We start from the raw sequence: 14,760 nt of genomic DNA on the forward strand, positions 1-14,760 counted from the left end.
GACCGCGGTGCCGGAGGATCGCTGATCCTCGGGTGGTGACCGAACAGACGTTTTGGACCCGTGCCGTGCACGCAGGCCGCGACGACCTCACCGATCAGGGCCTGCACGCCGTTCCGCTGGACCTCTCGACGACCTATCCCAGCCGGGACAGCAGGGACGAGGCCGAGCGCCTCGACGTGATGACCACCGGAGCCCAGGTGACGGGCACGCCGATCTACGCCAGGCTCGGCAACCCGACGGTGGCCCGGTTCGAAGGAGCCATCGCCGAGCTCGAAGGCTGCGAGACCGGTGTCGCCTTCGCCTCGGGCATGGCGGCGCTGTCGGCGTGCCTGCTGGCCACCGTCGCCGCCGGTCGTCCGCACGTCGTGGCGGCGAGGCCGCTCTACGGCACCAGCGACCACCTCATCGCGTCCGGGCTGCTGGGCAACCAGATCACCTGGGCGGACCCGGCGGACGTCGGTGCCGCCGTCCGGCCGGAGACCGGGCTGGTCGTCGTCGAGAGCCCGGCCAACCCGACGCTCGCGGAGATCGACATCCGCGCCGTCGTGGACGCCGCGGGCGGCGTTCCGGTGCTCGTCGACAACACCTTCGCCACACCGGCTCTGCAGCGCCCCACCGACTTCGGCGCCGCCGTGGTCCTGCACAGCGCGACGAAGTTCCTCGGCGGGCACGGGGACGCCATGGGTGGTGTGGTGACCTGCGCGGAGGACTTCGCCCGGCGCCTGCGTCAGGTCCGCATCGCCACGGGCGGAGTGCTGCACCCCTCGGCCGCGTACCTCCTGCAGCGCGGCCTGGCCACGCTGCCGGTCCGCATGGAGCGATCGTCGTCCACCGCAGCGGTTCTCGCGGAACGCCTGCTCGCTCACCCGAAGGTCAGCGCCGTGCACTACCCGGACCCGAGCAAGCTCGGCCAGCTCTCCGCCGGCGGTGCGATGCTGTCGTTCGAAGCGGAAACCCCGCCGCACGAGGTGGTTTCGGCGGTCCGCCTGATCACCCCGGCGGTCAGCCTCGGCAGCACCGACACGCTGCTGCAGCACCCGGCATCGCTGTCGCACCACATCGTCGCCCCGCAGGACCGCGCGGCAGGCGGCATCCCGGACGCGCTGCTGCGCCTGTCGGTCGGTCTCGAATCCCCGGAAGACCTCTGGCACGACCTCGACCGAGCCCTCGACCGAACCACCTGAGCCGGTCAGGCCCTCACTTCTCGTGGGCGATCTGCAGGAGGTTGCCGCAGGTGTCGTCGAGGACCGCGGTGGTGACCGGACCCATGTCGGTGGGTGGCTGGGTGAAGCGCACGCCCAGGGCGGTGAGGCGGTCGTACTCGGCCTGGACGTCCTCCACCGCGAACGAGGTGAAGGGGATCCCGTCGGCGACCAGCGCTTCCTTGAAGGGCTTGGCCGCCGGGTGCTGGTCGGCTTCGAGCACGAGCTCGGTGCCGTTCGGCTCCTCGGGCGAGACGAGCGTGATCCAGCGGAACTCGCCCATCGGGATGTCGTGCTTGACCTGGAAGCCGAGGACGTCGGCGTAGAAGCGCAGCGCCTTCTCCTGGTCGTCGACCATCATGCTGTGCAGGTTGATCCTCATGTGCCCGGCCTTTCCCTGAGCCACCGCTCGACGATCGGTTCGAGCGGTGCGGTGTCGATGTGGTGGAACTTGTAGCGGCCGTCCCGGCGTGTCCTGACCAGGCCCGCCGCCTCCAGTGCGTCGAGGTGCTGCGAGATCGCCTGCCGCGAGGAGGCGAGCCCGTGCTTGTTGGCCAGGCGCGCGCAGATCTCGAACAGCGTCTGCCCGTTCTGCTCGGTCAGCTCGTCGAGGATCGTGCGCCGCGTCGGATCGGCCAGAGCCTTGAACACGGCGTCATCCACGACGGCCACGATAGGCAAGCAGCTGCTTGCCTGTCAATTCACATCCCGGTCGGGGACCCGGACTTCCGCGGAAGTCCGGGAGCGGAGTTCCAGCGGTACCGGAAGCTCTGCCCGGAGGGGAGGTGCGGCCGCGGGAACCTACTGACAGTAGGTCGTGGGTAAGGTGGGGCGGTGAGTGATCGGGTGTGAGGGGTTCGCGTGATGGTCGATGAGTCACGGCCTGCGGGCTTCTGGGGTCGTGCCGGGGATCGGGCGCGGCAGGTCAACGAGAGCCGGCGCGTGGTGGGGACGCTGCGCGGGGTCCGGCGGATGCTGCCGGGGTCCGGCGAACCCGCGTACCCGGCCTCGGGGAGGCCGACGGATCGGGTCGCGCGGCTGATGCTGCAGGCCGCCGGTGATCGGCCCAGCGCCGTGCGCGAGCTGGGACTCGCGACGCTCCAGGCGTGGCAGGCGCTGACCAAGAAGGACGCGGACGGCCCGGTGACGATCATGTTCACCGACCTGGTCGGCTTCTCGACCTGGGCGCTGCGGGCCGGTGACGAGCAGGTCCTCCGGCTGCTCGGGGAGTTCTTCGACGTCAGCGATGACGTGGTGACCGGGTACGGCGGGACCGTGGTCAAGTCGCTCGGCGACGGTGTCATGGTCGCGTTCTCCGATGCCGATGCGGCGATCGAGGCCGCGGCGGCGCTGGGGTCGGCGGTCAGCGCGCTCACCTGCGAGGGGTACCGCCCGTCGCTGCGAGTGGGGCTGCACCGCGGTCGGCCGCGCAAGGTCGACCAGGACTACATCGGCGTGGACGTCAACATCGCCGCCCGGGTCGCCGATGCCGCCGGCGGCGGCGAAGTGCTGGTCACCGCGCAGGTTCTGGAGGCCGTCGATCAGGGCCGCTACGTCACGCGCAGCCGCCGGTTCCGGGCGAAGGGGACACCGAAGGATCTAGCGGTCTACGCCGTGGTTCCGCGTCACGAGCGATGAGCGGACGGGTGTACCGTCACAACTAGACAGCATGCTGTCTAGTTTGCCTGCGAACCCGGCCCGAATGGGATTGATCTTGCGCATCCTCCTGACAGCCATGCCCGCGTACTCGCACCTCGTGCCGCTGCTCCTGCCGGTCGGCCGCCAGCTGCGCGACGCCGGGCACGAGGTCGTCGTCGCCACCAGCGAAGCGATGGCCGACACCGTCGGCGACGCCGGTCTCACACCGCTCCCGTTGCCCGATCTGCTCACCATGCAGGACCTGGCCGTGGACCCGGATCGGTACGGCGCAACGGGATTCACCGCCGAGCAGGCCGCCAAGCGCGGCGTGGAGACGATCGGCGTGACGCCGGAGGTCTTCGCCCGCAACTTCGTCAACCTGCTCGGAACCCGCTTCGGGGAACGGCTTCTGGAATCCGCCGACCGGCCGGACCTGGTGCTGCGCGAAGGGACCGAGTTCGGCGGCTACTTCGCGGCCGAGAAGTGGGGCGTGCCCAGCGCCGTCCTCGACATCGGCCCGATGGCGCCCTACGGCGAGATCCTGGACGAGGTCAACGCCGGTCGTGAGCACTTCGGGCTCGCGCCGATCGACGACCCGTGGCAGTCGATGCGCACCCTCCGCGCGGGCGTGATCCCGGACGTCTACTACCCGGAGGGCGCGCGCCTGGACTCCGCGCGGAACTACCGGGTTCCGAGCGGGGACGAGCAGCGGCTGGACCCGGAGATCGCCGACCTGCCGGACCGGCCGCTGGTGCTGGCGAGCCTCGGGTCCAACGCCCCGGCGATGCTGGGCGAACGGCCCGCGCTGCTGGAGACGATCATCGAGGTTCTCGGGAAGCTCCCGGTCACCGGCGTGGTCGCGCTCGGCGCCCACCGCGATCCGCGGGAGTGGGCCGGAGCGCGAGCGGAGAACGTGCACCTGACCTCGTTCGTCCAGCAGCAGGCGCTGCTGCCCGCCTGCGACGCCTTCATCAGCCACTGCGGGTTCAACAGCACCCGCGAATCGCTCTACGCCGGGGTTCCGATCGTGGGTCTGCCGATGTTCGCCGAGCAGCCCGACAACGCCGCGCGCATCGTCGAGCTCGGCGCGGGCCTGGCGCTCAACATCGAGGACGCCACCGCAGCGGCTCTCCACGACGCGGTGGCGAGGGTGCTGGACGAACCGTCGTTCCGCAGTGCCGCTCGCGGCGTCCAGCGCCGCACCCTGGCCCTGCCGCCCCTGTCGGAGATCGTCGGAGACCTGGAACGGCTCGTCTGAGCCGAGCTCCCGGCCGGGGGCTCACAGGTCCGCGAGTTCCTCCTCGGTGAGCTCGACGTCGAGGGAGCGGAGCGCTTCCGCGACGTCGGCCACCGGCGTCGCCTCCTGCGAGCCGTCCGGTCGTTCGACGACGAGCGTGGTGCCGATGAGCTTGCGGCTGATGCCGTGATCGAGGCGCATCACCACGAGCCGGCCGGTGAACGGCGAATCGGGATGCGTGGCGGTGTAGTGGTTGAAGACCTCGTAGTCGATGAGGCGCTGCGGCTGATCGTCGAAGGCGTGCAGCGGTTCCCAGCCGTCGGCGGTCGCCTTCTCCAGCGTCCAGGTGCGCTCGTCGCGGACCAGGCGGTGCTCCCAGCCCGCCTGGTCGACGACCGCGCCGTCCTCCAGCGGCATCGGCCGCATGACACCGGCGCCGAAGCCGACGTCGGCGAGGTGCTCGGTGCCGCCGACCGTGACGACGAGGTTCATGTGCGTCCGGGAACCGTTGCGGTGCGGCTGGACGCGCGCGGCCCGCCGGGAGACGTCGTAGCCGAGGCGTTCCAGCGCGGCGGCGAACAGCAGGCCGTGCTCGAAGCAGTAGCCGCCGCGCCGGCTGCCGACCAGCTTCGCCGCGATCGACTCCAGGTCGAGGCTCGGCCTGAGGCCGCGAGCGGGGTCGGCGTTCTCGAACGGGATCGTGCGCACGTGCGCCTCGTGCAGGGCCGCCAGCGCCTCGGCGGTCGGCGGTGCCGCGGGCTGGTCCACGCGAGCGAGGTACGCGTCGAGGTCGAGTGCTTCCACACCCCAGGAACTGGTCATGGCACCAGCTTCACACTTCGAGCCCGCTTCAGGTCAACGCCTCAGCCGAAGTTGCGGGCGAGGCGGGCCAGCAGGTCGTCGAGGACGTCGATCTCCTCGGCGGACAGGCCGGCGACCAGCTGCTCGTTCGCCTTGCGGGAGGCCCGCTGCAGGCGGCGGTGGGCGGCGCGCCCCTCGTCGGTGAGGTGCAGGCGCACGGCGCGGCGGTCTCCCGCGGCCTCCCCGCGCTCCAGCCAGCCGCTGTCGACCAGCCGGTCCACCTGCCGGGCCAGCGTCTGCCCGCTGACGTGCAGCGATCCGGCGAGGTCGCGTTGGATCAGCGGTCCGTGCACGGTGAGGGCCTCCAGGATCGTCCAGGTCGTGAAGCTCGCCCCGGCCTCGCCGAGCCGCTGCTCGAAGTTCGCGCGCGCCTGCCTGGCGATCATGTTGAACCGGTACCCGAGGCTGCCCAGACCGCTGCCGATGGCGTCCACCATGCGCACAGTTCTACCCCAGAAGCCGTTCCTGAATCGCGTTGCTCCGCGGTGCGGGCTGAGCCCCGCACCGGAATCAACCACCGCATCTGCACGATGGAACCGATAGTGCAATAATGCACTCCGTGGTTGATGGTGCAAGTCCTGCTGTGAAGCGTCGGGTCCACACGGCCCACTCGCTGACCTCCGCCGCGCGCCGCCGCACGGCCGACGACGGGCTGTCCGGCTTCACCGTGGACGAGATCTGCGACGAGGCCGGGATCTCAAGACGCACCTTCTTCAACTACTTCGCGTCCAAGGAGGACGCGGTACTGGGGTTCACAACGTTGTGGGACCAGCACGAGATCGAGGAACGGTTCACCTCGGGCGGCGACCCCGAAGAGCCGGGGGTGTCGGAGAGCCTGCTCGACGACTACGCCGCGCTCCTGGTCGACCGCTGGACCGAGGTCGGGCTCACCCCCGAGCACGTCGCCGACCTGGTCACCGCGACGGACCGGGAGCCCCGGTTGCTCTCCCGGCTGTTCGAGCACGTCCGCACCCGCGAACGTGCCGACATCGACCTGGTTCGGACGAGAGAAGGTCTCCCGGAAGGTGATCTCCGGGCGGCCGTCGTCGTCCAGCTGGTGAGCGCGCTCGCGGGCGCCTGCATGGGGCAGTTCCTCGAACCGGCCAACCCCGATCCGCTGAACACGATCATGCAACGCCGCTTGGTGGCGGCTCGCGAGGTCTTCGCCGCCACCCTCACCGGAGGGACCCGATGACCGAGACCGAACCGAAGTTACTGCTCACCAAGCGCAGGATCTGGATCATCTTCAGCGCGCTGATCGCGGGCATGCTGCTGGCCAGCCTCGACCAGACCATCGTGTCCACCGCGATGCCCACGATCGTCGGAGACCTCGGCGGGGTCGCGCACCAGGCGTGGATCACCACCGCGTACCTGCTGGCCACCACCATCGTCATGCCGATCTACGGCAAGTTCGGCGACGTGCTCGGCAGGCGCAAGCTCTTCCTCATCGCCATCGCGCTGTTCACGCTCGCCTCGGTCGGTTGCGCCGTGGCCACCGACTTCTGGACCTTCGTGATCTTCCGCGCCGCGCAGGGCCTCGGCGGCGGCGGGCTGATGATCCTCTCGCAGGCGATCATCGCCGACATCGTGCCCGCCAGCGAGCGCGGCAAGTACCTCGGACCGCTCGGCGGCATCTTCGGCCTGGCCGCGGTCGGGGGACCGCTGCTCGGCGGGTTCTTCGTCGACCACCTGTCCTGGCACTGGGCCTTCTACATCAACATCCCGATCGGCATCGCCGCGTTCGCCATCACCTACTTCGCGCTGACGCTGCCCAGCAAGAAGGCCACCAAGCCGCTGGACATCCCCGGCGTCGTGCTGCTGGCGCTGGCCACCACGAGCCTGATCTTCTTCACCGACTTCGGCGGCGACGCCGCGCACGGCTGGAGCGCTCCGGAGACCTGGCTGTGGGCCGCGGGCATGGTCATCGCTACGGCGCTGTTCGTGCTGGTCGAGTCCAGGGCGAGCGACCCGGTCATCCCGCTGTCGCTGTTCCGCAACCCCATCTTCGTCAACGCCACCAGCATCGGGCTCGTGCTCGGCCTGGGCATGTTCGCGGCGCTGGGCTTCCTGCCCACGTTCCTGCAGATGTCCACGGGGACCTCCGCGGCCGTGTCGGGCATGGCGATGCTGCCGATGATGGCCGGGCTCATGCTGACCTCGATCACCTCGGGTGCGCTGATCACCAAAACCGGTCGCTACAAGGTGTTCCCGATCCTGGGCACGCTGATCACCGGCGGTGGCATGCTCGCGATGACCACGCTGTCGGCCGACACCCCGGTGTGGCTGCTGTGCGTGTTCCTGTTCGTCTTCGGCGCCGGGCTGGGCCTGATCATGCAGGTCGTGGTGCTGGTGGTGCAGAACTCCGTCGACCCGGCGATGCTCGGCACGGCGACCAGCACCAACAACTACTTCCGCGAGGTCGGCAGCGCCCTCGGCGTCGCCGTGTTCGGCACGATCTTCTCCACCCGGCTGACCGAGAACCTCACCGGGATCTTCGCCGGTGCCGGTGCTTCCGCGCAGCAGGCGCAGCAGTCGGCGGTGTCGCTGTCGCCGAACGTGCTGCAGCAGCTGCCCGAACCCGTCCGGGACGCGATCGTCGCCGCCTACGCCGACGCGCTGGCACCGGTGTTCTGGTACCTGATCCCGTTCATGGCCATCGCGTTCCTGCTGTCGTTGCTGCTCAAGCAGATCCCGCTGTCGGAGGTGGCCGGACTGGTCGCGCGCGGCGAAGCCATCGGCGGCGACGAGGCCGAAGCCCTCGAAGCGCAGCAGCGCGCCACCGCCAAGACCCACTGATCGCGAGGAGCTCGCATGGCTGAGATGGACCTGCGGGTCAGACTGCTCGGGAAGCTGACGGGTCTGGCACCCAGCGTGACGGACATGACCGACGAGCAGTTGCTCGCGCGGCAGCGCAAGACCTTGCCGCGCAACAAGATCGTCGACTACCTGCTGGGCGCGCGCCCGCCGGGGATCATCACCACCGACCTCACCGCGACCGGCGCCGAGGGCAGGATCGGGATCCGGGTGTACCGGCCGATGCACGCGCCCGAGCCGCTGCCGCTGATCTTCAACATCCACGGCGGTGGCTTCATCAGCGGCAACCTCGACATGGGGGACTGGTCCTGCGGCCGGATCGCCAAGGAGGTCGGGGCGGTCGTGGTGTCGGTGGATTACCGGCTCGCCCCCACCCACCGGTTCCCGGCGGCGGTGGAGGACTGCTACGCGGCGCTGGTCGACGTGGCCGAGCGCGCTGCGGACCTCGGCGCGGACCCGCAGCGCATCGCGGTCATGGGCGACAGCGCGGGCGGCAACCTCGCCGCCGTGATGTGCCTGGTGGCTCGGGACCGATCCGGTCCGGAGATCGCCTTCCAGGGACTGATCTACCCGGCCACCGACTTCACGCTGGGCAGCCCGTCGCTGAAGGAGAACGCCGAAGCGCCGGTGATCACGACTGCCGAGGCCAAGAAGATGATGCACACCTACCTCGGTGGCCAGGACCCGGCGAACCCGCTCGCCTCACCCCTGAAGGCGACGCACGAGGGGTTGCCGCCCGCACTGATCCAGGTCGCCGAGCACGACCCGATCCGCGACGACGGGCTGCGCTACGGCGACGCCCTGCGGGCTGCCGGGGTCCCGGTGCGCACCACCACCTACGTCGGCATGCCGCACGGGTACATGTCGTTCCCCAACCTCTGCCGCAGCGCGCCGCAGGCGCTCGCCGAGCTCTGCTCGGAGTTCTCGGCGGCGCTGGACCGAGCCCGCGCCAACGACTAGAGCAGGTCCCGGGGAACTCATGTCGGGTGGTGGGGAAGTTTTCATGAAAACCTCCCCACCACCCCAACAAACACCCATCTGGTGTGGTGGTGGGGGTGGAGGGAAGTTTTCATGAAAACTTCCCCACCACAGGACACCCATCTGGAGTGGCACCGCCGAGCAGAGCGACCGCGAACAGCCGCTCCAACGGGGTCGGGGCGCGTCCGCGCGGGAGGGTGCGGACGCGCCCCGAGTCTCGTTGCCCTGCTGGGATTTCCAGCTAGGAACCCACGGCCATCACGAGCCATTGCGGCCCTTCGTGGGAGACGTAGGAGGCCTGCTCGGCCACGTCGTCGTAGGGGAAGCCGTAGGCCTTGCCGTCGATGTTGTGGTCGTGCCAGAACTTCGCGTAGTAGTTCGCCGGACCGGTCGGGTAGAACTTCGACGGGTCGTGCTGCTGGTCCTCCGGCAGGTCGGCGACGTGCCGGTTGAGCGCGGCGCACTTGTTGGCGTCGCCGCCCAGGGTTCCGGCGCAGCCGAAGATGTTCTGCGTCGTCTCGTTCACGCCGACCGAGTTCGCGTAGTCGGTGAAGTAGTTCGCCTGCGCGCCGCCGTCCTGGAACTCCGGCGAGCTGCCCGGTGCGATGATCCGGTTGGGATCGTCGGCGAGGTGCTTGAACTCCTCCGGGACCTCATCGCGGAACTTCTGGAACGTCGCTTCGCGGCTCTCCTGGAACGTCTCGTAGTCCTCGCCGAACGCCGCGTCGAAACCGTCATCGGCGTGCAGCCGCATCGCCAGCTTCAAGCCGAAGGCGTCGACCCGCGTGGTGTTGCCGTTGAAGACGTTGTCGCCCACGGTGAACTCGATGAAGTCGGTCAGCGGGCTGTCCGGCGCACCGACGTGGAACTCCATGCGACCGGCCGAGTTCGCCGGCATGTCCAGCAAGGGCTGCTCTGCGATGGAGTGCGTTTCGCCGTTGAACGTCCAGTAGACCTGGTCGTCCGGGTACTGACCGTTGGTCTGGTTGATGACCTTGACCATGAGTTCGTTCTGCGCCGGGGGAATGCTCGCCACATCGCCCCAGAACTCCTCGGGCGGAGGCGTTCCGGCCTGGACGACGCCGGCCGGGTGCGGCTCGACGGGCTGCGCGGCCTGCGCCGGGAGCGAGGCTGCGACGGTGGCCGAAGCCAGCGCGCCCGCTGTCAGCAGGCCCAGAGCGCCGCGGCGCCACGGCCGCGTCACTGCGGTTCTGGTCATGTTTCACTCTCCGAACTAGGAGGAATGAAGATCCGAGAGCGCTCTCGGGAATCAGGCTTTCTCGATCCCGAGCGGAAGTCAACGATCCGGATGGCCCCTGTCCCCTTCTCGCCAAGACCGCAGCGGAAGTTCGCGGAGATCGCCTGTTCTGCGGATTTTCGCCCTTACGGAGACGCGAATGGGGGCGGAGCACGCCTCTTCGGCCGTCTGCCCGCCCTGCCGCTCTTCGCCTTGGTCCGCACGGGATGTGCGGTGAATTGCCCGAGTTCGCTGACCGACGTCGGCGGGACTGGGTACCGTTCACCGTCAGCGCGCGGACCCACGAGGGGGCAACGGTCATGGCCAGAGGAGATCGTCGGCCGACCTTGGAGACGGTCGCGGCCCTCGCCGGGGTTTCCCGGGCGACCGCGTCCCGGGTGATCAACCACCAGCCCGTCGCCCCGTCCAGCAGGCGAGCGGTGGAGCGGGCGATCGCGGAGGTCGGCTACGTGCCCAACCAGGCCGCGCGCAGTCTCGTCACCCAGCGGACCGGCTTGATCGCGCTGGTGCTGCCCGAATCCTCCACCCGAGTGTTCTCCGACGACCAGTTCTTCCCCCGGCTCATCCAGGGCGTCAGCCAGGAGTTGGAGACGGCCGACGAGCAGCTGGTGCTGATGCTGGCCGGATCGGCCACCAGCCGCGAGCGGATCGAGCGCTCCGCCGTGGCCGGGCGCGTCGACGGCGTCATGCTCGCCTCCCTGCACGGCACCGACCCCCTGTCCGGGGCGCTGGCGAAGTCCGGGGTCCCGGTGGTCAGCAACGAGCGCGTCCTCGGACCGGTCGAGGTGCCGAGCGTCGGCGTCGACAACCGGGGTGGCGCGAGATCGGCGGTGGAGCACCTGATCGCGACCGGGCGTCGGCGGATCGCGACGATCACCGGGCCCTCGGACATGGTCGCCGGCATGGACCGACTCGACGGGTACCTGGCGGCGATCGAGGGGGCGCAGGAACCGGTGGTGGCCGCGGGCGACTTCATTCGAGCTTCCGGCGAGGCGGCGATGAAGCGGTTGCTGGCCGAGGACCCCGGTGTCGACGGGGTGTTCGCGGCCTCGGACCTGATGGCCGAAGGAGCGCTGCACGTGTTGCGGCAGAGCGGTTTCCGCGTTCCGGAGGACGTGGCGCTGGTCGGCTTCGACGACATCACCCGCGCCGCCCACACCGACCCGCCGCTCACCACGGTCCGCCAACCCATAGACGGCATAGGCCGCCACCTCGCCGCCCAGCTGCTGCGCCTCATCGCCGCAGAACCAGTCGAGCCGACCATCACCCTGACCACAGAACTGGTCATCCGCGACTCCACCTGACCGCACCTGCGTCACCACGAGGCAAGCGCAGCTGAACCCCGCATGGCCCAAAAACTCACCAAATCCCAGTTTTAGTCCAAACCGAGGACCCTTCGTGCCCGAAATGTCCGCTCAGTTCGGACTAAAACTGGGCTGCTCCCGGTGACGGCCTGCGGCGAGCGGGTCTGAAACACCGCAAGTTCCGGAGCAACCGGCCCGCCGGTCAGGTGCGGGCAGCCGCCTGAGGTCTGCTCGTGAGCCGGTGCGAGAGCTCGGAGATCCCCAGCGCGAGGACGAGACCCGCTGCCGCCAGTGATCCGAGTGCGTTCGGCCCGAGGACGGTGACGGTCACACCGCCGAGCACCCCGGGGAGCGCGATCGCGGCGTAGAGAGCGGCGCCGTTGAGCGCCACCGTGAGCGAAGGCCGTCCCCCGAGCGCCAGGATGCGGTAGGTCTGCGGGGCGCTCACCCCGAACCCGATCAGCCCGTACGCGGCTGCGGCGAGAAGGGAAGTCGCGATCGTCGTGCTCCAGAGAGGGATCAGGCCGAACACGGCGATGAGCCCGAGCAGTGCCCCGGCGACGACCGGGCGACCTCCGAACCGGTCCGCGAGTCTCCCGGCGAGGAGGTTTCCGGCGATCCCCGAGACGCCGAGCACGCTCATGACAGCCGCCAGCCACAAGCCATTGGCTCTCGTGGAGTCCGCGAGGATGACGGAGAGGTAGGTGTAGGGGACGTAGATGGCGGTGAACGAGACCAGAGTGGTCACCAGCAGTGCGAGCACGCGGCGATCGACGAGTGGTGCCAACCTCTGCCGAAGCCCCGTCGCCTCGTGGTCACTCGTCCGCACCTGCGGAACCCGTGCGAGAACTGCGGCGCCGACCAGGAGAGCGAGTCCTGACAACGCCGCCATCGTGACTCGCCAGTCGGTCACCGCCGCGAGCGCGGTGCCGAGCGGAGCGCCGATCGCGATCGCCGCTGTCATGCCCGTCGTCACGGTTGCCACCGCTCGCCCCCGGCGTTGCCGCTCCGCGAGCTCGGCCGCGACAACGGTCGCCGTGGGCAGGAAAAGACCCGCTCCGCAGGCCGCCAGCACCTGTGCTGCCAGGAGAAAGCCGAAGGAGGCTGCCACGCTGCTCAGGGCGGTTCCGATGAGGTAGAGGCTCAAGGCGAGGAGCAGCACCCCTCGCGGTCCCCGCCGGACGGTCGCAGCCGCTAGCACCGGTCCCGCGATCGCGGCCGTTGCTCCGAAGACCGTCACGACTTGCCCTGCTGTGGCGACCCCGATTCCCAGCGACCGCCCGAGCTCGGGCAGCAAGCCCGCTAGGACGAGCTCGCAAGTCCCGACGACGAAGGCGCCGATGCCCAGCAGCACCGGAGCCTGCGCAGAACGTCGCATCATCCCCCCAACGACAACGTCCTCGGCCACCGGCAGTCGACCATCCACCCGCCCGTGGCGTCCAGCGGTTTTGGACCCCACGGGGGTTGACCCCCGCGCACGAAGAAGTCCGGGCGAGCCGTGGTGGCCTCACCCGGACTTCGATCGCCGTTGTTCAGATCACGGGAAGTTCGCCAGGTTCGACGGGGTCGTCTCCGGCGGGGTCACGTCGCCCGTGTCGTTGATGACGTGGGTGATCGAGCCCTTCTCGTTGAGCGAAACCGTCGCCATGCTGTGGAACTTCACGCCCTCCACGGCCGGAACCTCGAAGGCGTGGTGGTTCTTCACCTCGGGGTTGGTGTTGAAGAAGCAGTAGCTTCCCAACCCCCACGCCTCGTGGTTGGTGACCTGGTCGCCCACCTTGTAGGCTGCCCAGCCCTCCAAGCCGTTGTCGTTCATGTAGGACGCCTGGTCCGGAACGTCGTAGGGCATCTCGTTCTGGAAGAACACGGTCTTGCCGTTGTTGCCGTTCCAGATGACCTGGTACTTGTTGTAGTGCTCGACGAACAGGCCGGTGGCCGTCACGTCGTCACCGTTGACCACCACGCCCGTGTCACCGGGGTTGACGTCCCAGCCGAACGAACCCTCGTTGCCGTGGTCGGCTCGCCACGCCCAGATGTGGTCCATGACCGCGTTCTTGCTGTTGACGATCAGGCTGTTGGTGGCCTTGCCCGCGACCGTGCCGCCGAGCCGGAAGAACACGTCCTGCATGATCGTGGGGTTCTGCGAGTGGTCCGCCGAAGCGCCCTCCTCGCCCACGGTCAGCAGGCTCGGCGAGTTCTGGGTGCCCGCGTCGAACAGCACGCCCTTGATGCGCACGCCGTCGACGTCGGCGACCTCCATCGCGGTCTTGCCGGTGTCGGGCATCAGGGTCGGGTAGCCGACGCCCAGCACGATCGTGTCCGGGTTGGTGATCCGGATCGTGTCGTCCAGGTGGTACACGCCGGGTGTGAAGAACAGGTTGCAGCCCGACTCCACGGCGGCGTTGATGTCCGCGGCGGTGTCGGTCGGCTTGGCGACGTAGAACTGGCTCATCGGCACCGACTTGCCGGGCGTCTCACCGTTGGCCCAGCTCGGACCGGAGGCGTTGGTGCGCACGTCCGGGCGGAACACCTGGAACTTGCCCGCGTCGTCGACGTACAGGTACGGCACGTCGGCCGACACCGGGGTCGACTCCAGCGTGGTGTGCGGAGGCTCCGGGAACGCGGTGGGGGGAGCACCGGCGACACCGGAGAACGTCATGTTCCAGACGCCGCCGTCCCAGGCACCCAGCTGCGAGTCGCGGGTGTACCACTGCTGCTGCGAGGAGGACTCCGTGGTGCCGGAGACCTTGGTGTCGGCGAGGTAGCCACCGCTGGCCCAGCCGTAGCTCTCCGGGTAGAGGTCCAGGTCGCCCTGGATGTCCATGCGACGCATCGGCGCGGCCTGCGACACACCCCAGCGGTTGGCGCCGTTGGGCTTGACGGTCATGTTCTCCGCCGAGCGCCAGAAGTTCTGGGTCGCGTTGCCCTCGTCGGACTCGTTGAAGGCGTCGACCGTGATGTTGCCGTTGATGGTGACGTCACCCGGGTTCTTGCCCAGGCCCGCCACCGAGGTGTAGTAGCCGACGTTGTCGTTGACGGCGTACTCGCCCGGCTTGAACAGGTGCGCGACCCGGTCCTCGGACATCTGGTCGCCCAGGGTGTCCTTGAGGTTGTTGAAGTCGTCGTCGAGCTGCTTCTGGATGCTCTCCGGCGACATCGAGGGGTCGAAGATCCGCATGTTCGGACCGAAGTCCGGGGTGTCGGTCCCCGCGCAAGCCTGGGGGCCGGGTGCCGGAGCCGCGGGCTTCGCGGGCTGCGCCTGGGCGCCGGGCATCGCCGCTGCGCTGGGCGCGACGGCGGAAACGGCGGCGACAGCGGCTAATCCCGCGAAGAACGGGAACCGGCGTCGCCCACGCCGTGATGAGACGGGAGTCATGTTTCAAGCACCTCCGGAAATGGCCAATGCGTCGAACGCACTGCATGAGAGCGCTCTCAGATCGGGACCCTAGACCGATCAAGAGCATTTCC

14 protein-coding genes are annotated in these 14,760 nt (G+C 69.2%); 7 read left to right on the forward strand and 7 right to left on the reverse strand.

Annotated elements, in window-relative coordinates; genetic code table 11:
* The first annotated feature begins 35 nt into the window (after positions 1 to 35).
* A complete protein-coding gene (locus ACYVF3_RS18540) occupies positions 36 to 1,184 on the forward strand; it encodes a trans-sulfuration enzyme family protein (protein WP_461155484.1) in 1,149 nt (382 codons plus the stop codon).
* Between the two features lie 13 nt (positions 1,185 to 1,197).
* On the opposite strand, the gene ACYVF3_RS18545 is transcribed toward ACYVF3_RS18540, so the two are convergent.
* Together ACYVF3_RS18545 and ACYVF3_RS18550 are read right to left on the reverse strand one after the other, a co-directional pair.
* A complete protein-coding gene (locus tag ACYVF3_RS18545) occupies positions 1,198 to 1,584 on the reverse strand; it encodes a VOC family protein (RefSeq protein ID WP_461155485.1) in 387 nt (128 codons plus the stop codon).
* Complete coding sequence (locus ACYVF3_RS18550) at positions 1,581 to 1,865, reverse strand: ArsR/SmtB family transcription factor (RefSeq protein ID WP_461155486.1); 285 nt, start codon at positions 1,863 to 1,865, stop codon at positions 1,581 to 1,583. The genes ACYVF3_RS18545 and ACYVF3_RS18550 overlap by 4 nt, the downstream gene beginning before the upstream one ends.
* A gap of 201 nt (positions 1,866 to 2,066) precedes the next feature.
* Here ACYVF3_RS18550 and ACYVF3_RS18555 point away from each other — a divergent pair, with 201 nt between their 5' ends.
* Positions 2,067 to 2,840: an adenylate/guanylate cyclase domain-containing protein gene (locus ACYVF3_RS18555; RefSeq protein ID WP_461155487.1), complete on the forward strand. Its 774-nt coding sequence runs from the start codon at positions 2,067 to 2,069 to the stop codon at positions 2,838 to 2,840.
* Between the two features lie 76 nt (positions 2,841 to 2,916).
* Positions 2,917 to 4,098, forward strand: coding sequence for a glycosyltransferase (locus ACYVF3_RS18560; RefSeq protein ID WP_461155488.1), 1,182 nt, complete (start codon positions 2,917 to 2,919; stop codon positions 4,096 to 4,098).
* 21 nt (positions 4,099 to 4,119) lie between these two features.
* Here ACYVF3_RS18560 and ACYVF3_RS18565 read toward each other — a convergent pair whose 3' ends face one another.
* Both ACYVF3_RS18565 and ACYVF3_RS18570 read right to left on the reverse strand, forming a co-directional pair.
* A complete protein-coding gene (locus tag ACYVF3_RS18565; RefSeq protein ID WP_461155489.1) occupies positions 4,120 to 4,899 on the reverse strand; it encodes an arylamine N-acetyltransferase family protein in 780 nt (259 codons plus the stop codon).
* Between the two features lie 41 nt (positions 4,900 to 4,940).
* Complete coding sequence (locus ACYVF3_RS18570) at positions 4,941 to 5,375, reverse strand: MarR family winged helix-turn-helix transcriptional regulator (protein ID WP_461155490.1); 435 nt, start codon at positions 5,373 to 5,375, stop codon at positions 4,941 to 4,943.
* A gap of 146 nt (positions 5,376 to 5,521) precedes the next feature.
* Here ACYVF3_RS18570 and ACYVF3_RS18575 point away from each other — a divergent pair, with 146 nt between their 5' ends.
* The 3 genes from ACYVF3_RS18575 to ACYVF3_RS18585 are packed head-to-tail and all read left to right on the forward strand — an operon-like array spanning position 5,522 to position 8,712.
* On the forward strand, positions 5,522 to 6,133 hold the full coding sequence (locus tag ACYVF3_RS18575) for a TetR/AcrR family transcriptional regulator (RefSeq protein ID WP_461155491.1): 612 nt from the start codon (positions 5,522 to 5,524) through the stop codon (positions 6,131 to 6,133).
* Entirely contained in the window at positions 6,130 to 7,734 is a 1,605-nt protein-coding gene (locus ACYVF3_RS18580; protein ID WP_461155492.1) for an MDR family MFS transporter, read from the forward strand. Before ACYVF3_RS18575 ends, ACYVF3_RS18580 begins: the two co-directional genes overlap by 4 nt.
* Before the next feature lie 15 nt (positions 7,735 to 7,749).
* On the forward strand, positions 7,750 to 8,712 hold the full coding sequence (locus tag ACYVF3_RS18585) for an alpha/beta hydrolase (protein ID WP_461155493.1): 963 nt from the start codon (positions 7,750 to 7,752) through the stop codon (positions 8,710 to 8,712).
* A 259-nt stretch (positions 8,713 to 8,971) separates the two neighbouring features.
* On the opposite strand, the gene ACYVF3_RS18590 is transcribed toward ACYVF3_RS18585, so the two are convergent.
* A complete protein-coding gene (locus ACYVF3_RS18590) occupies positions 8,972 to 9,949 on the reverse strand; it encodes a glycoside hydrolase family 64 protein (protein WP_461155494.1) in 978 nt (325 codons plus the stop codon).
* A gap of 338 nt (positions 9,950 to 10,287) precedes the next feature.
* Between ACYVF3_RS18590 and ACYVF3_RS18595 the strand changes: the two genes are divergently transcribed.
* Positions 10,288 to 11,292, forward strand: coding sequence for a LacI family DNA-binding transcriptional regulator (locus ACYVF3_RS18595; protein ID WP_461155495.1), 1,005 nt, complete (start codon positions 10,288 to 10,290; stop codon positions 11,290 to 11,292).
* Positions 11,293 to 11,494: 202 nt separating this feature from the next.
* Here the strand turns inward: ACYVF3_RS18595 and ACYVF3_RS18600 are convergent, their stop codons facing one another.
* Together ACYVF3_RS18600 and ACYVF3_RS18605 are read right to left on the reverse strand one after the other, a co-directional pair.
* Positions 11,495 to 12,673: an MFS transporter gene (locus tag ACYVF3_RS18600; protein WP_461155496.1), complete on the reverse strand. Its 1,179-nt coding sequence runs from the start codon at positions 12,671 to 12,673 to the stop codon at positions 11,495 to 11,497.
* A 156-nt stretch (positions 12,674 to 12,829) separates the two neighbouring features.
* Positions 12,830 to 14,668 (reverse strand): hypothetical protein, encoded by a 1,839-nt coding sequence (locus ACYVF3_RS18605; RefSeq protein ID WP_461155497.1) that lies wholly within the window; start codon positions 14,666 to 14,668, stop codon positions 12,830 to 12,832.
* Between the last annotated feature and the right edge of the window lie 92 nt (positions 14,669 to 14,760).

It is taken from the genome of Saccharopolyspora tripterygii, assembly GCF_054778355.1.

Coding starts and splice junctions, on each gene's coding strand:
- ACYVF3_RS18545 (WP_461155485.1), bottom strand. CDS start 1,584: ATGAGGATCAACCTGCACAGCATGATGGTCGACGACCAGGAGAAGGCG.
- ACYVF3_RS18555 (WP_461155487.1), top strand. CDS start 2,067: ATGGTCGATGAGTCACGGCCTGCGGGCTTCTGGGGTCGTGCCGGGGAT.
- ACYVF3_RS18565 (WP_461155489.1), bottom strand. CDS start 4,899: ATGACCAGTTCCTGGGGTGTGGAAGCACTCGACCTCGACGCGTACCTC.
- ACYVF3_RS18570 (WP_461155490.1), bottom strand. CDS start 5,375: ATGGTGGACGCCATCGGCAGCGGTCTGGGCAGCCTCGGGTACCGGTTC.
- ACYVF3_RS18580 (WP_461155492.1), top strand. CDS start 6,130: ATGACCGAGACCGAACCGAAGTTACTGCTCACCAAGCGCAGGATCTGG.
- ACYVF3_RS18585 (WP_461155493.1), top strand. CDS start 7,750: ATGGCTGAGATGGACCTGCGGGTCAGACTGCTCGGGAAGCTGACGGGT.
- ACYVF3_RS18590 (WP_461155494.1), bottom strand. CDS start 9,949: ATGACCAGAACCGCAGTGACGCGGCCGTGGCGCCGCGGCGCTCTGGGC.
- ACYVF3_RS18595 (WP_461155495.1), top strand. CDS start 10,288: ATGGCCAGAGGAGATCGTCGGCCGACCTTGGAGACGGTCGCGGCCCTC.
- ACYVF3_RS18600 (WP_461155496.1), bottom strand. CDS start 12,673: ATGATGCGACGTTCTGCGCAGGCTCCGGTGCTGCTGGGCATCGGCGCC.
- ACYVF3_RS18605 (WP_461155497.1), bottom strand. CDS start 14,668: ATGACTCCCGTCTCATCACGGCGTGGGCGACGCCGGTTCCCGTTCTTC.